Annotated in this window: 20 protein-coding genes; 12 read left to right on the top strand and 8 right to left on the bottom strand. The window is 42.7% G+C overall.

Features of this window, described 5'->3' with window-relative positions; genetic code table 11:
• Positions 1 to 11 precede the first annotated feature (11 nt).
• On the top strand, positions 12 to 524 hold the full coding sequence (locus tag LEUCM_RS07480) for a hypothetical protein (RefSeq protein ID WP_129584164.1): 513 nt from the start codon (positions 12 to 14) through the stop codon (positions 522 to 524).
• A 60-nt stretch (positions 525 to 584) separates the two neighbouring features.
• Here the strand turns inward: LEUCM_RS07480 and LEUCM_RS07475 are convergent, their stop codons facing one another.
• Together LEUCM_RS07475 and LEUCM_RS07470 are read right to left on the bottom strand one after the other, a co-directional pair.
• Entirely contained in the window at positions 585 to 1361 is a 777-nt protein-coding gene (locus LEUCM_RS07475) for an ABC transporter permease (RefSeq protein ID WP_016265100.1), read from the bottom strand.
• A gap of 12 nt (positions 1362 to 1373) precedes the next feature.
• Entirely contained in the window at positions 1374 to 2315 is a 942-nt protein-coding gene (locus LEUCM_RS07470; RefSeq protein WP_016265101.1) for a daunorubicin resistance protein DrrA family ABC transporter ATP-binding protein, read from the bottom strand.
• Positions 2316 to 2452: 137 nt separating this feature from the next.
• Between LEUCM_RS07470 and LEUCM_RS07465 the strand changes: the two genes are divergently transcribed.
• Positions 2453 to 2959, top strand: a complete 507-nt coding sequence (locus LEUCM_RS07465; RefSeq protein WP_016265102.1) for a MarR family winged helix-turn-helix transcriptional regulator — start codon at positions 2453 to 2455, stop codon at positions 2957 to 2959.
• A 67-nt stretch (positions 2960 to 3026) separates the two neighbouring features.
• Here LEUCM_RS07465 and nrdF read toward each other — a convergent pair whose 3' ends face one another.
• From nrdF to LEUCM_RS07440, 5 genes are all read right to left on the bottom strand, one after another.
• A complete protein-coding gene (nrdF, locus tag LEUCM_RS07460) occupies positions 3027 to 3983 on the bottom strand; it encodes a class 1b ribonucleoside-diphosphate reductase subunit beta (protein ID WP_011374642.1) in 957 nt (318 codons plus the stop codon).
• A 155-nt stretch (positions 3984 to 4138) separates the two neighbouring features.
• Complete coding sequence (gene nrdE, locus LEUCM_RS07455) at positions 4139 to 6310, bottom strand: class 1b ribonucleoside-diphosphate reductase subunit alpha (RefSeq protein WP_016265103.1); 2172 nt, start codon at positions 6308 to 6310, stop codon at positions 4139 to 4141.
• 123 nt (positions 6311 to 6433) lie between these two features.
• On the bottom strand, positions 6434 to 6664 hold the full coding sequence (gene nrdH / locus LEUCM_RS07450) for a glutaredoxin-like protein NrdH (protein WP_011374644.1): 231 nt from the start codon (positions 6662 to 6664) through the stop codon (positions 6434 to 6436).
• Positions 6665 to 6983: 319 nt separating this feature from the next.
• On the bottom strand, positions 6984 to 8441 hold the full coding sequence (gene cls / locus LEUCM_RS07445; protein WP_016265104.1) for a cardiolipin synthase: 1458 nt from the start codon (positions 8439 to 8441) through the stop codon (positions 6984 to 6986).
• Positions 8442 to 8526: 85 nt separating this feature from the next.
• Positions 8527 to 8910: a ribonuclease HI family protein gene (locus LEUCM_RS07440; protein WP_025015784.1), complete on the bottom strand. Its 384-nt coding sequence runs from the start codon at positions 8908 to 8910 to the stop codon at positions 8527 to 8529.
• 75 nt (positions 8911 to 8985) lie between these two features.
• Here LEUCM_RS07440 and LEUCM_RS07435 point away from each other — a divergent pair, with 75 nt between their 5' ends.
• Positions 8986 to 9402: an EbsA family protein gene (locus LEUCM_RS07435; RefSeq protein ID WP_016265106.1), complete on the top strand. Its 417-nt coding sequence runs from the start codon at positions 8986 to 8988 to the stop codon at positions 9400 to 9402.
• Positions 9403 to 9465: 63 nt separating this feature from the next.
• On the opposite strand, the gene LEUCM_RS07430 is transcribed toward LEUCM_RS07435, so the two are convergent.
• Complete coding sequence (locus LEUCM_RS07430; protein ID WP_011374648.1) at positions 9466 to 9672, bottom strand: cold shock domain-containing protein; 207 nt, start codon at positions 9670 to 9672, stop codon at positions 9466 to 9468.
• A 202-nt stretch (positions 9673 to 9874) separates the two neighbouring features.
• Between LEUCM_RS07430 and LEUCM_RS07425 the strand changes: the two genes are divergently transcribed.
• The 9 genes from LEUCM_RS07425 (at position 9875) to carB (ending at position 21699) form a co-directional block, all read left to right on the top strand.
• The gene (locus LEUCM_RS07425) at positions 9875 to 11548 is read left to right on the top strand and encodes a formate--tetrahydrofolate ligase (protein ID WP_016265107.1); all 1674 of its coding nucleotides are present in this window, start codon (positions 9875 to 9877) and stop codon (positions 11546 to 11548) included.
• 105 nt (positions 11549 to 11653) lie between these two features.
• A complete protein-coding gene (lspA, locus tag LEUCM_RS07420; RefSeq protein ID WP_011374650.1) occupies positions 11654 to 12109 on the top strand; it encodes a signal peptidase II in 456 nt (151 codons plus the stop codon).
• Positions 12102 to 13007: an RluA family pseudouridine synthase gene (locus LEUCM_RS07415; RefSeq protein WP_016265108.1), complete on the top strand. Its 906-nt coding sequence runs from the start codon at positions 12102 to 12104 to the stop codon at positions 13005 to 13007. Before lspA ends, LEUCM_RS07415 begins: the two co-directional genes overlap by 8 nt.
• Before the next feature lie 182 nt (positions 13008 to 13189).
• Positions 13190 to 13729, top strand: a complete 540-nt coding sequence (gene pyrR / locus LEUCM_RS07410; protein WP_011374652.1) for a bifunctional pyr operon transcriptional regulator/uracil phosphoribosyltransferase PyrR — start codon at positions 13190 to 13192, stop codon at positions 13727 to 13729.
• A gap of 174 nt (positions 13730 to 13903) precedes the next feature.
• Entirely contained in the window at positions 13904 to 15208 is a 1305-nt protein-coding gene (locus tag LEUCM_RS07405) for a uracil-xanthine permease family protein (protein WP_011374653.1), read from the top strand.
• Positions 15201 to 16118 (top strand): aspartate carbamoyltransferase catalytic subunit, encoded by a 918-nt coding sequence (locus LEUCM_RS07400; protein ID WP_016265109.1) that lies wholly within the window; start codon positions 15201 to 15203, stop codon positions 16116 to 16118. The genes LEUCM_RS07405 and LEUCM_RS07400 overlap by 8 nt, the downstream gene beginning before the upstream one ends.
• Before the next feature lie 11 nt (positions 16119 to 16129).
• Entirely contained in the window at positions 16130 to 17419 is a 1290-nt protein-coding gene (gene pyrC, locus LEUCM_RS07395) for a dihydroorotase (protein WP_016265110.1), read from the top strand.
• A gap of 3 nt (positions 17420 to 17422) precedes the next feature.
• On the top strand, positions 17423 to 18499 hold the full coding sequence (locus LEUCM_RS07390) for a carbamoyl phosphate synthase small subunit (RefSeq protein ID WP_011374656.1): 1077 nt from the start codon (positions 17423 to 17425) through the stop codon (positions 18497 to 18499).
• A 17-nt stretch (positions 18500 to 18516) separates the two neighbouring features.
• Positions 18517 to 21699 carry a carbamoyl-phosphate synthase large subunit gene (carB, locus tag LEUCM_RS07385; RefSeq protein ID WP_025015783.1) on the top strand — a complete coding sequence of 1061 codons (3183 nt, stop codon included), beginning with the start codon at positions 18517 to 18519 and terminating at the stop codon, positions 21697 to 21699.
• Positions 21700 to 21718: the final 19 nt, after the last annotated feature.

The raw sequence follows: 21718 nt of genomic DNA, 5'->3' as shown, positions 1-21718 counted from the left end.
GAGACCGCTCTTTGAAAAAAACAATATTCCCTCTCATTTTATGCCTATCAATCGTAATAATTTTTATTGTTGGTTGCAATCGTTCAATTGAAACACACACATCACCCAAAATACGGACTAAAAAAGTGACTAGTTTGCCTAAGCATGGAACCATGAAATTAACAACTGCGACTCATTCGGATCAAAAGAAAATCTCCGGTTATATCTATCGTGTCGGCAACGATTATTTAGTCTTAAATTCTGCAAAAGGGTTTATCAAAGATGCCACTGCTATGAAACATTATCTTAAATTCGGTAAAGAGCAGGTTACAAATGCGTATTTTGGCCAGCCAAATGTGTTTGCAATCGCCAAAAAACAGGTGGGCAAGCATGCCCAATTATTTAAACTCGCATATGGGACTGTAATTTACGAAACACTTCCTGAAAATGATCGCGCTGATATCTCTTTTAGTATTATTACGGATAAGAACATTGATGAATTACCCAAAATCAAGATTGATCAAATCGACTACCAAATAATTTAAACAAAAATAGCGCGTCCCACTATCTTATAAGTGCGGCGCGCTATTTTTATTTTAGCAATATTAGTCACGACGTTGGTACGCGATAACTGTCAGTGGCATAAATAGCATAATGATCAGCGCACCACTGATGAGGACCATTGTCGCTGTATTGTTCCAACTGCCAGTATTTAAGAGCGTCCGAATAGCGGTAATTGTTGTGCTGACCGGATTAATCCTAACGACTGGCTGTAAAAAGTGGGGCAGCGTTTTGATGGGGATAAAGGCGTTCGATAAGAACGTTAACACGAGGATAATAATCATCGATAAGCTGCTGATCAGCTCTGCATTTTTGACCATTAACCCCACTAAGGCAAAAATCCAAGAAGTTGACCAGCCGATAAAGACCGCCAGTAGTAATGCCCAAATCAGTGCCCCCAGATTGACGGTGGGGCGCCAACCCATTACCAACGCTGTAAGAATCGCCATTCCGCCAGAAAGCACTAATCGCAAAATATCACCTACTAATTGCCCTGCCAGTGGTGCTATTGGTGAAATCGGTAATGTTTTAAAACGGTCGAAGATACCATTATTAATATCTTCCCGTAATTGTTGGCCAGAACCAGAAGCTGCATTTAAAATACTTTGAACTAAAATACCAGAAACCAGCATCGGTAAGTAGGCGTGGACGCTACCGGCGATGACGCCGCCGAATAGATAGCCAAACAATAGGGTAAAGATAATCGGTTGGATGAGCACATCACTGACGTTATCGGGATTGTGGCGCATTTTTAATAAGTTACGGTGGGTTAAAGTGAGAATATCACGTATAGTATGACGTTTTATTATATTTGTATTCATTATCTGAGCTCCTTAGTTTTTACCAACCGTCATTTTTAGGAAAACATCATCTAACGAAGGTGTCTCAAGTTTTAAATGACTAACTGTAATTTTAGCAATTTGTAATTGATTTAATATTACGATTATCGCTGGAAGAGCGTCGCCACCAAGTGGGCTGACTAATGTCTGTTCACTAACGCTGATTGGTTGTTTTAAAACGTCCTGAACAATCGCGCGTGCTTGAGGTAATTGAGCCAACTCTGTGACGGCTAAAGACAGTTGTAAGCCACCTAATTTTTGCTTTAATTCACTAGGTGTACCATTAGCGATAAGACGCCCGTGATCAATGAGCGCAATGTGATCGGCAAATTGGTCTGCTTCCTCTAAATATTGGGTGGTTAAAAAGACAGTTGATCCTTGGGCCACCAATGCTTGAATTACTTGCCACATTTGAATTCTTGTTCTAGGATCTAAACCGGTAGTCGGTTCATCCAAAAATAAAATCTTCGGACGACCCACTAAACTGACTGCTAAGTCTAAACGGCGTCGCATGCCACCGGAAAAAGTGGCCAACGCTTGATTAGCCGATTGCGTTAAATCAAAAGCCGTCAGTAACTCGTCTGCACGAATCTGGCTGGCTTGACTGCTAAGTCCGTTTAACCGTCCAAATAAACGGAGATTATCACGTGCACTTAAGTCTTGATCAATCGCTGCCGTTTGATTCGTCACGCTAAATTGTTGGCGTGCTTGGCGACTTTGGCTTAGTGTATTAAAGCCATTCAGCGTAATCTGCCCCTCATCAGGGCGTAATAAAGTCGTCATCATTTTTAAAAGGGTCGTTTTGCCAGCGCCATTTGGGCCTAAGAGGCCAAATATTTCGCCTTTTTTTACATTGAAAGAAATATCTTGAACGACTTTCTTTTGACCAAATTTTTTTTGAACATTTCTGACTTCAATGACATTATCCTCACGCATATTAGCGCCTCCTCATATTTAATCAGGTCACCTGATTAAATAACATAGTAAGGCCCCCTTACTAAAATGTCAAGGATTGCTATTTTCAAATTTTAGAATGGTGTATACTGGATGAAAGACAAAGGAGAAGATGACACATGACAAACAGCGTCAAAGCAGAATTAGTTGCTGGTAAATTAGCCGAATATGAACAACTCAGTAAAATCTATGATGATATCGTCAAACAAGCGCGGCCCCATCTGATTGTCGAAGGTCAGGGGAAAATCTTATTGGCACTAGCTGATGAAGATCACTTATCTCAACGAGAACTCGCCACGCGTTTAGGCATGTCACCACAATCTACCAGTGAATTTGTTGCGAAACTTGTTAAACGTGAATTGGTCACTTTGACCAAGTTACCGAGTGATCGGCGGGTTAATTTAGTAAATCTGACCGCTGCTGGTCGCCAGGAAATCGAATCCGCTAGTCGAGAAGTGCCACCATTTGTGAACGCACTTTCTGAAGCAGAACTAGATCAACTCGTACCGTTACTGACAAAAATCACAACAGCGATGTACGCTGATATCGACGCGTCTAATCCCACATTGGGCGTTAAATTCCATAAGTTATTGGCTAGTCGGTACTTAAATCAATTCAAAAAATAAATGGCAATCAAAAAAGCGAGACTCACTAATTTCTTAGTGAAGCTCGCTTTTTTAGTTGGATATACTATTAATCGAAGTCATAATCACTGTCGTTCATTGCTTCAACGTTACCCAGACGGTAACCATTCCCAACTTGTGAGAAGAAATCATGGTTCGCTGTTGATGTTGACATCCCGTTTAAGACAACTGGGTTCACATCTTCGGCTGTATCTGGGAAGAGGGCGCCTTGTCCTAAGTTCATTAGGGCCTTATTGGCGTTATAACGGAGGTAAGTTAAGACTTCTTCCGTCCAGCCAGTGCCATCGTAAACTTCATGAGTGTATTTTTCTTCATTGGCATAAAGATCGTAAAGTAAATCGTACATCCAGTTTTGAAGTTCTTCTTGTTCAGCTTTTGCTAATTCGTTAAAGCCGAGTTGGAATTTATAACCGATGTAAGTGCCATGAACAGATTCATCACGGATAATTAATTTAATGATTTCAGCAACGTTAGCCAATTTGTTGTTCCCTAAGTAATAGAGTGGCGTGTAGAAACCAGAATAGAAGAGGAATGTTTCTAAGAAAACACTGGCAATCTTTTGTTGGAGCGGTGAGCCATTCTGATAGATACTGTTAATCTTATTGGCTTTGTATTGCAGGTATTCGTTAGTATTTGTCCAGTCAAAAATTTCATCAATTTCATTAGGCGTATTTAACGTTGAAAAGATTGATGAATAACTCTTAGCATGCACTGATTCCATAAATTGGATGTTATTCAAAACAGCTTCTTCATGCGGTGTTCTGATATTGGCTTTTAAGCTCGCCATACCATCTTGTGATTGCAACGTATCAAGTAACGTTAAGCCGCCAAAAACATGACCCACAATCCATTTTTCATTGTCTGGTAAACTCCGCCAGTCATCTAAATCATTTGAAAGGGGGATGCGTGTATCTAACCAAAATTGTTCGGTTAGCTTTTCCCAAGTCGCTTTATCGATTTGATCTTCAACTTGATTCCAATTAATTGCATGATAATTTTCTGTCATCGTCTATGAACTCCTTTGAGGTATGTAGACCAGCTGAGGAACGGCTGGGGTTTAATTGGTAGCTTCTTCCGGTTAGCTACGTCTGTCAAATGACCAACAAGTTGGTCATTCACCAGACTAGGCTATACTCAGAAGTTAAGCGCTACAAACGCACTCTAGATTACGCAGCTTTCACATGCGTTTGCGCCGACTTCGTTTTCGTCGTCCGTATATGTGCGGATGTAGTAGATTGATTTAATGCCTTTATGATGCGCGTAGTTTCTGAGAATGTTAAGATCACGGGTCGTCATCTTATCTGTGCGACCGTCTTTCCAGTCATATAAGCCAGCCGGAATTGTTGAACGCATGAAGAGCGTCATACTCATCCCTTGATCAACGTGTTTTTGTGCAGCAGCGTAGATGTCGATTACTTTACGCATATCGATGTCATAGGCTGATTCATAAAAAGGCATCGTTTCATTTGATAGGCCTGGTGCTGGATAGTAAATTGTCCCAATTTTCTTTTCTTGGCGATCTTCAACGCGATTAACGATTGGTTGGAGACTAGCTGAAGTATCGTTAATATATGAAATTGAGCCATTAGGCGCAACAGCGAGTCTGTTTTGGTGATATAACCCATCTTGCATAATCGCTTCTTTCAAAGCGGCCCAGTCTGCTTGAGTCGGGATAAAGACACCGTCGAATAGTCCTTTGACTTTAGCCGTCTTAGGCGCCCATTCAGTATTCAGGTATTGATCAAAGTAACTACCATCAGCATACTTACTGTTTTCAAAGTTGTCAAAAGTAATCCCACGTTCTTTAGCAATCTTGTTTGAGGCAACTAATGTCCAGTAATTCAATAACATAAAGTAATTGCTTGTAAAGTCGATTGATTCTTCTGAACCGTACATCATTTGGTTCTTAGCGAAGTAGGTATGCAAGCCCATGCCGCCTAAGCCGATTGTGTGGGCTAATTGGTTACCATGTGCTACAGAAGGGACAACATCGATATCAGAATGATCAGTCACATAAGTTAATGAACGGACCATCGTTTCAATTGAATGGCCAAAATCAGGAGAGGTCATCATGTTCGGAATATTAGTTGAACCTAAGTTACAGCTAATATCAGTTCCTAAAACGTCATATTCTTGACGATTGTTAATTTGAGAAGGGGTTTGCACCTGCAAGACTTCAGAACAAAGGTTACTCATGATAATTTTACCGTCAATTGGGTTGGCTTTATTAGCCGTATCGATATTCACAATATAAGGGTAACCTGATTCTTGTTGGAGCTTGCTAATTTCATTTTCTAAATCACGGGCTTTAATTTTCGTCTTCTTAATCGCGTCGTTAGCCACTAAGTTGTCATATTCGGCCGTAATATCGATGTATGAGAAAGGTTGTCCGTATTCACGTTCAACACTATATGGGCTGAAGAGATACATATCAGCGTCTTCTTTGACTAATTCATAGTACTTATCTGGCACTGTTAAGCCGAGTGAGAGGGTCTTTAACCGATATTTTTCGTCAGCATTTTCTTTTTTAGCGCCCAAGAAAGCCACGACGTCTGGATGGAAAACGTTCAGATAAACAACACCAGCGCCTTGACGTTGCCCTAATTGGTTGGAATAAGAGAATGAATCCTCTAATAATTTCATAACAGGTAAGACACCACTTGCAGCACCGTCGATGCCTTTGATTGGATCACCAGCACCACGCAAGTTAGACAAGCTAATCCCGACGCCACCACCAATTCGTGATAATTGAAGGGCAGAGTTGATGGTCCGGCCAATTGAATTCATATCGTCGGTTGTTTGTAATAAGAAACATGACACTAATTCACCACGACGAGAACGCCCCGCATTTAAGAAGGTAGGCGTAGCTGGTTGGTAACGTTGATGGATCATTTCATCAGCAACACTCATTGCAAGGGCTTCGTCACCATCCGCAAAATAGAGCGCGTTGGTGAAGACCCGGTCTTTAAAGTCTTCTAAGTAAAAGCCGTTATCATTTGTTTTAAGAGCGTATTGCGCATAAAACTTATAAGCTGCCATGAAAGATTTAAAATGAAAGTCTTGATCGATTAAATATTGATTTAAGCGTTCCATAAAATCGATTGAGTAGGCCTTTAGAAAATCCGCTTCGTAATAGTTTTCAGCCACCATGTAATCTAAGCGATCTTGTAGTGATTTAAAAGTCACCATGTTGGGTTGCACATTTTGTTCTAAAAAGGCTTCTAGTGCTTCTTGATCCTTTTGAAGGGGGATTTGACCGTTAACCGGAATATTGATTTTGTTATTCAATTCATAATAAGTTACGTTTTCAGTTTTAATCTCTTTTAAAGACATTAGCGCACCACTTTCTTAAAAAATTAATAAAATGCCCGATTTTGGGTGTAAAAAAAGTGAAGACCAACTCTTCAAGGAGTTGGTCCCACTCGTAGATGCCTATTTTAAGGACAGCACTTAAACTTAAAAGGCCAATTTTTGTAATTCGGCTGGTCTAAAACCGGAGAAACTTTCAACACCGTCAGCTTCAAGCACAGGAACAGCTTGGAACCCTTTTTCTTTTAAGTAATCAATATATTGGGGTTCATCGTTAATATTATGTTCGCTAAAAGTGATGTTGTGTGTTTCTAAAAAATGCTTTGTCATACGGCATTGGGGACAGCCGTTCTTCGTATATAGTGTAATGTTAGCCATTGTGATTAACTCCTTGTGGAACTTAATTAGTAATTTTAGTATACCGTTTAAAAAAGAATCATGCAATGTTTAAATACCAGATATGGTAGTCAAAAGTAAAACAGCCACTAATTATAGTGGCTGTTCGCGAATGATTCTAAATTCGACTTGTGTAGTGTTCCTATTTTAAAGTTACCATTATCCAGGATAATGTCAATCCCCAATTCGATTGTAAACAATTTGAAACCGACACCGTTTCAGCCGTAGCAACGTTCCTAAAAAATATTAAAATTTCTGACCCACCCTTGAAAAATCGGAGGACATTTTTTTACCGAACGATTTATAAAATTGGCGATAGGAGTCGTGAAAATTTTTGTTTGAAGCGTAACCACGCAGATTGTTGAGCAATCATCTCATCTGTTAATAATACCGCGTTTTTGATATCTTCTAAATAAATCTGCTCGAGTTGCCGTGCTAATTTCGGATCATAAATAAAAGCATTGGCTTCAAAATTCAATTTGAAACTACGAATATCCATATTAGCCGAACCAATCGTACTAATATGACCGTCCATAACCACTGTTTTGGCGTGTAAGAAGCCATCTTGATAAGCGTAAATCTTAACACCGGCTTCATGCAATAACTGACTATAATACTGTGTGGCCCGATAAATGAAAGGATGATCCGGCATGCTAGGGGTCATGATCCGCACATCGACACCAGACATTGCTGCTGTCGTGAGCGCATCGATAATACTATCGTCGGGTACCAAATAAGGGGTTTGAATCCATAATTTTTTCTTAGCTGAACTGATCATCTTCAAATAACCCAACTTGATTTGTTCGTCTAATTTATCAGGCCCGCTCGAAACAATTTGCATCGCTGCCGTGCCGCGGTTGGCTTCCGCTGCAATCGGGAAGTGGCTTTCAGAATAAGTTAAACGAATTGCTTCTTCAACACTGGCATTCCAATCCATCAAAAAGCGTACTTGAAGCGCCAAAACCGCATTCCCGGTAATGCGCATGTGTGTATCACGCCAATTACCGAACTTAGCACTACGGCCGAGATATTGATCACCAACGTTAAAACCGCCGATATACCCAATTGTGCCATCTAAAACGACGATTTTACGGTGATCTCTAAAATTCAAACGAAAATCCGTGATTGAATGTTTCGAACTAAAGAAGGTCCGGGCATGTCCGCCGGCTTCTTCAAGTGGCCGCCACCATTTTTGGGTGGCCCCTTGAGAACCCCAAGCATCGTATAAGACGTTTACTGCGACACCTTCCTGGGCTTTTTGAACCAATAGTGCTTGTAGTTCATTACCGATTTGATCATTGTAAATGGTGTAGTACTCAATATGAATACTCTTAGTCGCTTTTTTAATATCGGCGAACAAGGCAGCGAATTTTTCGGTCCCGTCAGTATATAACGTTACGTGATTATCCTTTAAAACCGGTGCGTTATTAATGTTTAAGAAAAGATTGACCATTTCAGTCGCTTCACTGGACAACACCTTTTTAGGTAATAATTCATTACGCCGATTTTCTTGACGTTGAATATCAACTAAGGCCAAAACCCCATCGTTGATTTGTGACTGACTTTGGAAAATCTTTTTCCGGGATAACCCACGCCCTGTGAAAAGGTACAAAATAAAGCCGACGACAGGCAGTAAGATTAAAACTAGTAGCCACGCCCAAGTCGCCGCAATATCGCGCGGTTGTCGTAAGACCGTGATGACCGCAAAGAGGCCGTTAATTAAAATAATTGCGGAAATAATCTCCGTTAGTAGTATCATATGCAACCAATCCTTCCAGAAACTAATTAAGTGTGTTTATAAACAGTCTACTAAAACGCATTCCGAAACACCATGTTTTTAATAACTATTTTTTTAAGTCTTGTTGTGCGAGGTGGTGTGCCCCTTTATTTTGCCGATCAGGCAACCACTGATGTAGCACGAGGGAATAGGGCTGTTCTAAGGCGATAATCTGATCAACATATTGCTGGTAATGTTTCGCATATTGTTTTTCGAGGCTTTGACAGACAATTTTACTATCAACATTAATTTGAAGCATCGACTCGGTCAAACCAAGCGTAGTAATTTTTTCTAAGCCCAATTGAACCGCCATAAACTCGGCAACATGATTATCCACCGGCGGTAAGGGAATGCTAAATTGATATTGCTGCTTAGCGGTCACAATCAGTATCCCAGCAGCACTGGGGCCAGGATTGCCAAGCGTGGCTGCATCTGTATAAAGTTTAATCATTCGTAAAGTTTCCACCTTTCCACTGACAGAGACCCCTGGTTAATGGTAATATGGACTGCATAAGGAGTGTTTCTATTGCAAACTAACAAACGCCTATTTTACCAGCCAAACTACGCCTATTGCGTTACAATTTGGTCTTGGATTGGATTTATTTATACGCTAGCTTTAATTCTGCAACTTGAACTCATTAATCTTAATTGGCAATCGATTACGGTGGGGATCATCGCGGTTATTTTAACCATTATTAATCTATTCGGTCATCGTCTCGACATCACTGCACAGACGCTAACGCTTAAACGACCATTATTTAAATATAACCGAACAATTCAATTGGCACAAACGACAGCCGTGATTGTTCAAAAATACGGCTTATTAATTAAGACAACTGAGCTTGACTATCAACCAGAGCAATTATTATTATCGGCGAAAGTTAAAGAACAACTAATTACCACATTAGAAGCAAATAATTGGCCAGTTCAAAATGAACAGTAAAAAAATAGAGGACTCGCGCAAAACGCAAAATCGTTTTGGCACGGGTCCTCTTTTTAAATGTCGTTAAGCTTCAATTTTTTGGACGTTGGCCGCTTGTAAGCCGCGGGCGCCTTCTTTGACCTCGAATAAGACTTGATCATCTTTGTCTAGTGTCTTATAGCCGTCAATTTGGATTGCGGTAAAGTGGACGAAAATTTCCTCATCATCTCGGTAATTGATGAAGCCATAACCTTTAGCATTGCTAAACCATTTCACGATTCCTCGTTCCATCACAATCCCTCCTCTAAAGAGTGGTGCGTCAACACACCATTGTCATTATGCCAATTAAGTTGTAGCCCTTAACTGGTCACATTTATATCTTACCACTTTAGTAGGAACGTGTCGAAGATAAAATTTATCAGATTACTATCTGCCAATTCCGTACGAAATCGGCTATACTAGGTACTATCATAAACAAAAGGAGCTGGTCGTTATGTCAGATATTCAAATCGCACAAGCAAATGAAGCTACGGAAATGAAGCCCATCACGGCAATTGCCGAACAAATCGGGTTACAGGTCACCGATATTGAACAATATGGCCCTTACAAAGCAAAACTTAACTTTCAAGCCATCAATCGGTTAAAAGAAAAAGAAGATGGCAAACTCATTTTAGTCACTTCGATTAATCCGACACCAGCCGGAGAAGGTAAGTCAACCGTTACTGTTGGCCTAGGGGATGCTTTACGCCAACTTGACCAATCAGCAGTCATTGCCTTACGTGAACCTTCATTAGGCCCTGTCATGGGGATGAAAGGGGGCGCGACTGGTGGTGGTTACGCCCAAGTTGTGCCAATGGCTGACATTAATTTACATTTTACAGGCGATATGCACGCCTTAACTGCCGCTGTAAATACCCTAGCAGCCTTAATTGATAATCATCTACAACAAGGGAACGTTTTAAATATCGATCCTAGACGGATTATCTGGAAACGCGCACTTGATATTAACGATCGTGCCTTGCGCCAAGTTGTGATTGGTTTAGGTGGACCAGTACAAGGGATGCCAAGACAAGATGGCTTTGATATTACCGTTGCCAGTGAATTAATGGCGATTCTTTGTTTAGCAACCGACATTACCGATCTCAAAAACCGGATTAGTAAAATCGTGATTGGCTATAACTATGATCGCGAACCTGTGACTGTTGGCGACTTAGAAGTCACCGGGGCCATCGCCATGTTATTAAAAGACGCACTCAAACCGAATATGGTCCAAACCTTAGAACACACACCAGCACTCGTGCATGGTGGCCCATTTGCCAATATTGCCCACGGCTGTAATAGTATCCTAGCGACTCAAACAGCCTTGAAATTAGGCGATATCGCCATTACCGAAGCTGGTTTTGGTGCTGATTTAGGCGCTGAAAAATTCCTCGATATCAAGGTACCACAATTAGGTAAAACACCAGATACCATCGTGATTGTAGCGACCATCCGTGCCTTGAAGTATAACGGTGGGGTAGCCTTGGCCGATTTAACCACTGAAAACTTAGATGCCTTGAAAGCTGGTTTCAGTAATCTAGCCAAACATATTGCGAATATGCAACGCTACGGCGTCCCCGTTGTCGTGTCAGTTAATGAATTTACAAGCGATACGGCTGCCGAAGTCCAATTGCTACAAGATCTTTGTCAAGCAATGAATGTCACTGCGGTCCCAACTAGTGTCTGGGCCAATGGTGGTCAAGGCGGGATTGAACTAGCCAAAGCAGTCTTAGAAGCCTTACAACAACCTAAGGCCTTCAAACCATTATATGATCCACAAGCTGACATCAAATCTAAGTTAACAACCGTTGTAACCGAAATTTACGGTGGCCGCGACGTCGTGTTCGAAGGCAAAGCGATCAATCAACTAAAACAAATTGAAAAAAATGGTTGGGCTCACTTACCGGTCTGCATCGCCAAAACACAATATTCATTATCAGATGATCCTAAAGCACTCGGTGCGCCAAGCGACTTTACAATCCACGTCCGTGAATTGATTCCAAAGCTCGGGGCCGGTTTTATCGTCGCAATGACTGGCGCCGTCTTAACGATGCCCGGATTACCTAAGAAACCAGCCGCACTCAATATGGATGTTACTGCAGACGGCCAAATTAGTGGCTTATTCTAACGAGACTGCGCCTAAATTGTACAATCCTGCACCCCACCACGAAAACTGATTGACAAGCGTGCTCTTTTTAAGGACAATGTTAATCAGTATGAATAGGAGGCAACCATGCTACTTTATATTATTTTAGGCCTATTAATCTTGGTGGGTGATCAACTCTTAAAAGGGTGGATTGTCGCCAATGTTAGCTATGGCGCGTTGCACACTGTGATTCCCAACATTCTCGGCCTTACTTACGTCCAAAATGACGGCGCTGCTTGGAGTATGTTGGCTGGTCAGCAATGGTTCTTCTATATTGTTACCATCATCGCAGTAGGTGTTATTGGCTATTTATTTTATACCTCTGAACGATCTGAAAAACTATATCGCATCGGCTTGACGTTAATGTTAGCCGGCGCGTTAGGGAATTTCATAGATCGTTTACATTTAAAATACGTGGTCGATATGTTCCAATTAGAATTTATTAATTTTCCCATCTTTAATGTTGCAGATACCGCCCTCACTTGTGGTGTCATCTGCGTCTTTATTGCCATCTTGTTGAAAGAGAAAGTGACTCATGACTGAAAAAAAAGAATTTACAATTACAACCGAAACCGGCCGGATTGATAAGGTATTAAGCCAATTATTACCTGATTATTCGCGTTCCCAAATCCAACAATGGTTAAAAAAGGACCTCGTTGAAATCAACGGGCAAACTTCTAAAGGTAACCATAAAGTGGTCGCTGACGAAAAGATTAGCGTCACGATTCCGAATCCCGTCTCACTCGATTTAGTACCAGAAGATATTCCTTTAGACATTGTCTATGAAGATGACCAAGTCCTTGTGGTCAATAAGCCACAAGGGATGGTTGTGCATCCTTCACCAGGCCATCCTAATGGGACTTTGGTGAATGCTTTATTAGCACATACACCACTTTCTGAAATCAACGGTGTTTTCCGCCCAGGAATCGTGCATCGAATTGATAAGGATACTTCCGGTTTATTGATGGTCGCTAAGACTAACGAAGCCCACGAATCATTATCAGAACAATTAAAGGCTAAGTCTAATCTCCGTGAATACCTCGCATTAGTGCATGGTAATATCGAAGAAGACGAAGGCACAATCGATGCACCAATTGGTCGTTCAAAACTGGATCGGATGAAACAAGCAATTGTCCCAGACGGTCGCCCAGCGGTCACTCATTTTGAAGTTGTTGAACGCTTTACGGATTATACTTTAATTCGTTGTCGCTTAGAAACGGGCCGGACACATCAAATCCGTGTGCATCTTGCTTATATTAACCGACCAGTAGCCGGCGACCCAACTTATGGTCCTCGGAAGACATTGCCTGGTAAAGGGCAATTCTTACATGCTGCTGTTTTAGGCTTTAAGCACCCAACAACCGGTGAAAACATGCGTTTTGAAGCGCCATTACCAGCCATTTTTGAAAAAACGTTGCAGGAATTACGCGAAAACAATTGACAAACCGTGATTTATCAACTATGATTATCACAACTTAATAGAAACCTTTAATTTCAGTCCCGTGAGGCTGAGAAGGCACGGTGAATTAATCCATTAGATTAGGACTCTAGGACTAGTCTCAAACTGTAACCTCTCAACCAATATCGGTTGAGAGGTTTTTTGTTGGAAGGAGTGTCATGAACATGGTGAAAGAAGTCGTAGATAGCACAACAATGAAACGTGTTTTTACACGGATTACTTACGAGATTATCGAACAAAACAAGGGGATTTCAGACCTTGTCTTTGTCGGCATCAAAACACGGGGCGTTTTTATCGCTGAACGCATCGCTAAACGTTTAGAACAACTCGAAGGCGTTACGGTACCAGTGGGGACACTTGATATTACACTCTACCGTGATGATCAACATGATTTAAATAGTCATAATGAACCCCAACTAAATGGTAATGACATCCCTGTCGATATTACGGACAAACACGTTATCCTCATCGATGATGTCTTATATACTGGCCGGACAATTCGGGCCGCGCTTGATGCCTTAATGGATCTTGGTCGCCCTAAAAAAATCTCACTCGCTGTTTTAGTCGATCGTGGTCACCGCGAACTACCAATTCGACCTGATTTCGTTGGTAAAAACATTCCAACTGCTCTTAACGAACAAATTAAAGTCGCTATGCAAGAAATTGACGAACATGATGGCATTACCATTGAAAAATTGAATTAAAGCTAGAACCGTTTAATTGTCTCCAGAGAGAGCAAAAGGGTTTGCCCGCATAATTGGCGAAGACTGACTAGCATCAGTTCGCCCACTATGCGTCCAAAGGACATACCCGCAGAGTAGGGATGTCCTTTTTTTATCGCCATTATCGCTTAATGATTAATTATCGGAGGTCTTCATATGACAAAATCAACTTACCGCAATCCCGATGCGGTGTTAGACGTAAACGAGCGTCCAACAACCGGGAAATGGATTGGCTTATCCATCCAGCACATGTTCGCCATGTTTGGGTCAACCGTCTTAGTGCCCATCTTGGTCGGCTTAAACCCCGGTATCGCACTCTTTAGTTCCGGGGTCGGCACCCTGATGTACTTATTAATTACTAAAGGAAAGATTCCAGCTTACATGGGCTCGAGTTTCTCATTCATCGTCCCAATGCTCGCTTTAATGAAAACAACTGGTTATCCCGGGATTGCGCAAGGGACAATGGCCGTCGGTGCGGTTTACCTCATCGTTTCTGTCTTAGTAAGTTTAATTGGTTCCGGCTGGATCGACAAAGCCTTGCCACCGATTGTTGTCGGCCCGATTGTCATGGTCATCGGCCTCTCATTAGCCGGTACAGCCGCTAAACAAGCGACAATCAATGCCGCTGGTAACTATGACTTGAAATTCTTCGCAGTCGCTATCTTAACCTTACTAATCACAATCGCCTTTAACATGTATCTCAAAGGCTTCATGAGTTTGATTCCGGTCTTACTCGGGATTGTCTCAGGTTACATCATCGCCGTCTTGTTCGGCATCGTTGATTTCCAACCGGTCTTAAACGCTCCTTGGTTCAAGGTCCCGGATTTCCAAGTGCCATTTGTCACCTATAAACCCGGTCTTTACTGGGGCGCAATCCTCAGTATGGCACCGATTGCGTTTGTTACAATGACGGAACACATGGGCCACATCATGGTCTTAAATAAATTAACGAAACGCAACTTCTTCAAAAATCCTGGTCTTCACCGGACTTTAGCAGGGGACGGAACAGCTTCAATCATCGCCGCTTTTGTTGGGGGCCCTCCTGTCACCAGTTATGGTGAAAACATCGGCGTCTTGGCCATTACTAAAGTTCACAGTGTTTGGGTATTAGGCGGCGCCGCATTTTTTGCCATCATCTTCGGTTTCATCGGTAAACTAAGCGCACTCATCCAAAGCATCCCGGCACCTGTTATCGGCGGGATTAGCTTCTTACTCTTCGGCGTTATCGCCTCAAGTGGGCTCCGGGTCTTAATCGACAACCAAGTCGATTTCGATAAAAAACGGAACTTAATGATTGGCTCATCAATCTTAGTGATTGGGATTGGGAATGCCTACTTACAACTTGGTCAATATCAATTCTCAGGCTTAGCGATTGCAACGGTCTTAGGCATCGCAATGAACCTGATCTTACCACAAAAATCAAAGAGTGAAATCGAATTGGAGGCACAACAAAATGACTAATCAAACGGCGATTGTATCTGTTGAACAACTAACAAATTCATCTGTTTTAAATTTAATTGAACGGGCAGAAGCCTTTAAACAAGGTGCGACTTGCGAATTAACGCGTCCCGTATACGCGATGAACCTCTTTTTTGAAAATAGCACTCGAACCAAAACGAGTTTTGAAATGGCTGAACGCAAACTGGGATTATCAGTAATGTCTTTTGAAGCCGAAACCAGTTCAGTTTCAAAAGGAGAGACACTCAGCGATACCCTTAAGACGGTCCAAGCAATCGGCGTCGATTTTGTCGCTGTTCGTCATCCACAAAACAACTACTACGACGATTTACTCGCCGATCCAGCCTTTCACTTAGCCTTGGCTAACGGTGGGGATGGCAGTGGTCAACATCCATCACAATGTCTACTCGATATGATGACCATTCATGAAGAGTTCGGGCACTTCGACGGTTTGAAAGTCGTTATCTGCGGTGATTTACGCCACTCACGAGTTGCTAAATCTAACATGCAACTTTTAAAACGACTGGGTGCACAACTCTACTTCGCCGGTCCTGAAGAATGGTTTACGGCTGAATTCAACGATTACGGTCAACACGTCGCCCTCGATAGTATCTTAGATCAAGTCGATGTGGTCATGTTACTCAGAATTCAACACGAACGCTTTGATTCAGCCGAAACAATGACCGACGAAGCCTTCCACGTTAAATACGGCCTAACAGCACAAAGGGCCGCCCAATTAAAAGCAAGTACTATCTGGTTACACCCAGCACCAGTTAACCGCGACGTTGAAATCGCCGATGAATTAGTCGAAGCACCCCAATCACGAATTTTTAAGCAGATGCATAACGGGGTCTTCATGCGCATGGCAATGATTGAATACTTATTAAAACAAAAAAATCTCATTAAAGATTAGGGGTCTGCAGTATGTATCGACTTATCCAAAATGGTCAACTATTAATTGACGATCAACTCGTCAAAAGAGACATCGCGATTGATGAAAAAGGACGGATCACTGCGATTGAAGCACAAATTACACCAACTGACGAGCCAGCCGAAACCATTTTTGATGCACAAGGCGCACTTGTAAGTGCCGGATTAATTGATGGACATGTTCATTTCAGAGATCCAGGTTTCACCGATAAAGAAACCCTCCAAACAGGCAGTCGGGCTGCGGCCCACGGGGGTTATACGAGTGTCATTGCAATGCCGAACCTCAACCCAGTGCCTGACAATCTACCCGATTTCAAAACATTAGTTGCTCGTAACCAAACGGAAACAAGCGTCCATACGTATCAATTTGCACCAATCACCGGCGATTTAGTCAATAACGACCTAGTTGATATGCCGGCTTTCAAAGCAGCAGGCGCCGCCGGTTTTACCAATGACGGTCACGGTGTGCAAGATGCTCAAACAATGTACCTCGCCATGCAACAAGCAGCAGCAATTGATGCGCCAATCGTCGCGCACGTTGAAGACATCTCATTAGTCAACGGCGGTGTCATTCACGACGGTGCCGCGGCTAAACGGTTAAACGTTCCTGGCATTCCTAGCGTGAGCGAATCCGCCCAAGTCGCACGTGATATCGAACTTGCTCGTGCAACCGGCGTTCACTATCATATCTGCCACATTTCAACTAAAGAAACAGTGGCGCTTGTCCGCCGCGCTAAAGCAGATGGTGTCAATATCACCTGTGAAGTCACACCACATCATCTTTTACTCGACGATCGTTCAATCATTAGTGACGACGCCATGTTAAAAATGAATCCCCCCCTCAGAACGTTAGCAGATCGTCAAAGCCTCTGGGCAGGTCTGATGGACGGTACAATCGACGTGATTGCGACTGATCACGCACCACATACCGCGGCTGAGAAAAGTCAGTCGTTATTACAAGCACCATTTGGTATAGTAGGGAGTGAAACAGCCTTCAGTTTACTCTATACACACCTGGTCGTTAATGGGCCCTTTAGCTTAGCCCAATTATTAGCTAAAATGACGACCGTTCCGGCACAGGTTTTCAATCTACCAGCAGCCGGTCAACTACGCGTTGGCGACCAAGCCGATATCGCTGTTTTTAACCTGACACAACCCACTACTATTCAAGCAACCGACTTTCAATCTAAGGGTCACAACACGCCATTCATCGGTGAAACGGTACTTGGCGGTACAGAATTGACCCTAGTTGCCGGTCAAGTTGCTTATCAAAGGAGTAAATAGCTTATGAAACGTTATCTCATCTTAGAAGACGGCACCGTCTTTAGCGGTTTTGGCTTCGGTGCACCTACAATCTCAACCGGTGAAATTGTCTTTAATACCGGTATGAGTGGTTATCAAGAAACCATTACGGATCAATCCTACAACGGCCAAATTATTGCTTTTACATACCCATTAATCGGCAATTACGGTGTTAACCGCGATGATTTTGAATCAATCAAACCTACTTGTAAAGGGGTGGTCGTTCATGAAGTCCCACGCTTAGCTAATAACTGGCGGATGAACATGAGCCTTGACGACTTCTTAAAACAAAAGAAAATTCCCGGTATTTGGGGCATTGATACCCGCGCCTTAACGCGTCGCTTACGGGATAAAGGTACTATGAAGGCCAGCATCGTGGATGCCGCTGACGATCATGCCTTTGATCAATTAAAAGCCTTGGTATTACCTAAAAATCAAGTTCAACAAGTATCAACGGCTAAACCATATCCTAGTCCTGCGACCGGTCGCAATATCGTGGTTATCGACTTTGGATTGAAGCACAGTATTTTACGCGAATTATCAAAACGCAACTGTAATTTAACTGTCCTACCTTATAATGCCACCGCTGAAGAGATTCTCAGCCTCGATCCAGACGGCGTCATGTTAACCAATGGCCCTGGGGATCCAGAAGATGTTCCAGAAGCAATCGAAATGATTCGGGGCATTCAAGGGAAGCTACCAATCTTCGGGATTTGTCTTGGCCACCAATTATTCGCACTCGCTAACGGCGCTAAAACATACAAAATGAAGTTTGGTCACCGCGGCTTTAACCATCCCGTTCGCGAAATTGCCACTAACCGGATTGATTTCACGTCACAAAATCACGGTTTCGCCGTTGACGCAGACTCAATCGACCCACAACAACTATTAGTGACTCACGTTGAAATTAACGACCACACTGTCGAAGGACTCCGTCATCGTCAGTACCCAGCATTTTCCGTTCAGTTCCATCCAGACGCAGCACCTGGTCCACACGATGCTGTCCACCTATTTGATGAATTCATCGACATGATTGATGATTTTAATCGCCGCCAAAAATAGAAAAAGGGGATTTAGTGATGCCAAAAAGAACCGATATTCGTAAAATTTTAGTCATTGGCTCCGGTCCAATCGTGATTGGTCAAGCTGCCGAATTTGATTACTCAGGAACCCAAGCCTGTCTTGCACTTAAAGAAGAAGGGTACCAAGTGGTGCTCATCAACTCAAACCCTGCGACGATTATGACTGATAAAACAGTTGCTGACACGGTTTATATCGAACCAATCACACTTGATTTTGTGACACAAATTTTAAGAAAAGAACTACCAGATGCGATCTTACCAACACTTGGGGGTCAAACAGGCTTAAACATGGCCTTAGAACTCGCTAATTGTGGGATTCTTGCTGAACTCGATATCGAATTACTCGGGACAAAATTAAGTGCCATCGATCAAGCTGAAGATCGGGAGTTATTCAAGAACTTGATGAACCAACTCAATGAACCCATCCCTGAATCAGCCATTGCGCACTCATTAGATGATGCACAAGAATTTGTAAAGCAAAACGGCTTCCCCGTAATTATTCGCCCTGCCTTCACACTTGGTGGGACAGGCGGTGGGATTGCCGAAAATGCAGGCCAACTCAAAACAATCGTCAAAAACGGGATTGCATTATCCCCAGTTGGTCAAGTCCTTGTTGAACAAAGTATTGCGGGTTACAAAGAAATCGAATTTGAAGTGATGCGTGATCGCAACGACAACGCCTTAGTCGTCTGCAATATGGAAAACTTCGATCCAGTCGGCATCCATACCGGTGATTCAATCGTCTTTGCCCCAGTTCAAACATTAAGTGACCGCGAAGTGCAAATGCTTCGGGACGCTTCATTAAAAATTATCCGGGCCTTGAAGATTGAAGGGGGCTGTAACGTTCAATTAGCCCTTGATCCTAACAGCGAGCGCTACTTCATTATCGAAGTTAATCCTCGGGTGAGTCGCTCATCAGCCTTAGCCTCAAAAGCAACAGGTTATCCGATTGCTAAGATGGCCGCTAAAATTGCGGTTGGTCTAACACTCGACGAAATCTATAACCCAATTACCGGGACTACTTACGCGCAATTCGAACCGATGTTGGATTACGTTGTTGCCAAGATTCCCCGCTGGCCTTTTGATAAGTTCAATAAGGGTGACCGCCAATTAGGCACTCAAATGAAAGCGACTGGCGAAGTTATGGCGATTGGCCGGAACATCGAAGAATCACTCCTAAAAGCCGTTCGCTCACTTGAAATCGGCACAGCCCACCTTGAATTAGACGGTTTAACCAGCGTCAGCGACAACGATCTGGTCCAACGGATTATTCATCCGCAAGATGACCGCCTTTTCTACCTCGCAGAAGCATTACGTCGCGGGTATCTCATTCAGGAATTAGCTGAATTAACGAAGATCGATTTATTCTTCTTAGATAAAATCAGTCACATCGTTGAACTAGAAGAACAACTCCGTAGTCAAAAAGGCGACGTCGAATTACTCGAAATTGTTAAGAAAAACGGCTTTTCAGACGAAAAGATTGCCAAAACATGGCAAATCACGCCAATCCAAGTGCGCCAAATGCGCCAAGAAAGTGGTATTCAACCCGTCTATAAGATGGTCGATACTTGTGCCGCCGAGTTTGAATCACAAACCCCTTATTACTACGCAACCTACGAACAAGAAAATGAAAGTTTAGTTTCAGCTAAACCATCAATCTTAGTTATCGGTTCCGGCCCCATTCGAATCGGTCAAGGGGTTGAATTCGATTACGCAACCGTCCACTGTGTACAAGCCATTCAAAAGGCCGGTTACGAAGCAATCATCATGAATAGTAATCCAGAGACGGTTTCAACTGATTTTTCAATCTCCAACAAGCTTTACTTTGAACCATTAACACTCGAAGATGTTTTAAACGTCGTCGAACTAGAAAAACCAGAAGGCGTTATCGTTCAATTCGGGGGGCAAACAGCGATTAACTTGGCCGCACCACTTGAAGAAAACGGCGTTAAAATCTTAGGGACGAGCGTTGCCAACTTAGACCGCGCTGAAGACCGTGATTTATTCGACCAATTGATTCAAGAATTGAATATTCCCCAACCAGTCGGTAAAACAGCAACCAACGCACCTGATGCGTTAACGATCGCAACAGAGATTGGTTATCCCGTCTTAATTCGGCCTAGTTTCGTCTTAGGTGGCCGGGCAATGGAAATTGTGCATACGCCAGAAGACTTAACTCACTATATGCAAGAAGCCGTTAAGGTCTCAGACGAACACCCAGTCTTAATCGATCGTTACTTAATGGGTAAAGAATGTGAAGTCGATGCTATCTGTGACGGTCAAGAGGTCTTAATTCCAGGTATCATGGAACATATCGAACGGGCCGGTGTCCATTCAGGCGATTCAATGGCCGTTTATCCACCACAAAACCTCACAGAAGATCAAAAAGCAGCAATTATCGACTACACCACTAAACTTTGTCTTGCACTCGATTGTCATGGTTTGTTGAACATCCAATTCATCATTCAAAATGACGAAGTTTACGTCATCGAAGTCAATCCGCGTGCTAGCCGGACAGTGCCATTCTTAAGTAAAGTTACTCAAATTCCAATGGCACAACTCGCAACCCAATTAATTTTAGGCAGCACCTTAGCTGAATTGAAGAGTCCAACAGGGTTGTTACCAGCAGGCCCACTCATCCACGTGAAAGCACCAGTCTTCTCATTCTCAAAACTAACCCGTGTTGATAGTCTCTTAGGGCCTGAAATGAAATCAACCGGTGAAGTGATGGGGACAGATGTCACGATGCAAAAAGCACTTTATAAAGCCTTTGAAGCTAGTGGCATGCATCTGCCAAGTCACGGCAACGTCTTAATGACAGTCACGAACCAAGATAAGGCCCAAGCACTTGCTTTGGCGAAACGCTTTAGAGAAGTTGGTTACCAAATCATCGCGACCCCGGGAACAACACAACAATTTAAAGCGGCGGGCATTCCAGTTCAACAAGTTGACAAGATCAACGCCACTTCAGGCGACTTACTCGACAAGATTAAAGCCGGCCATATCCAACTGGTCATCAATACAACTGGTTTAAACGAAGCCCCCCAAGTGGCTAAAGATAGTATTGTCATTCGCCAAACCGCTATTGAACACGGCATTCCATTATTAACATCTCTCGATACAACGGATGCCATCTTAACGGTCCTAGAATCACAATCACTCCTCACAAAACCACTCTAAAAGAAGTGCGTTCAAACTG

Source organism: Latilactobacillus sakei subsp. sakei DSM 20017 = JCM 1157 (assembly GCF_002370355.1).
GTDB lineage: Bacteria > Bacillota > Bacilli > Lactobacillales > Lactobacillaceae > Latilactobacillus > Latilactobacillus sakei.
The sequence above is the reverse complement of the archived record's forward strand: the minus strand, read 5'-3'. Positions and strand labels throughout refer to the sequence as shown.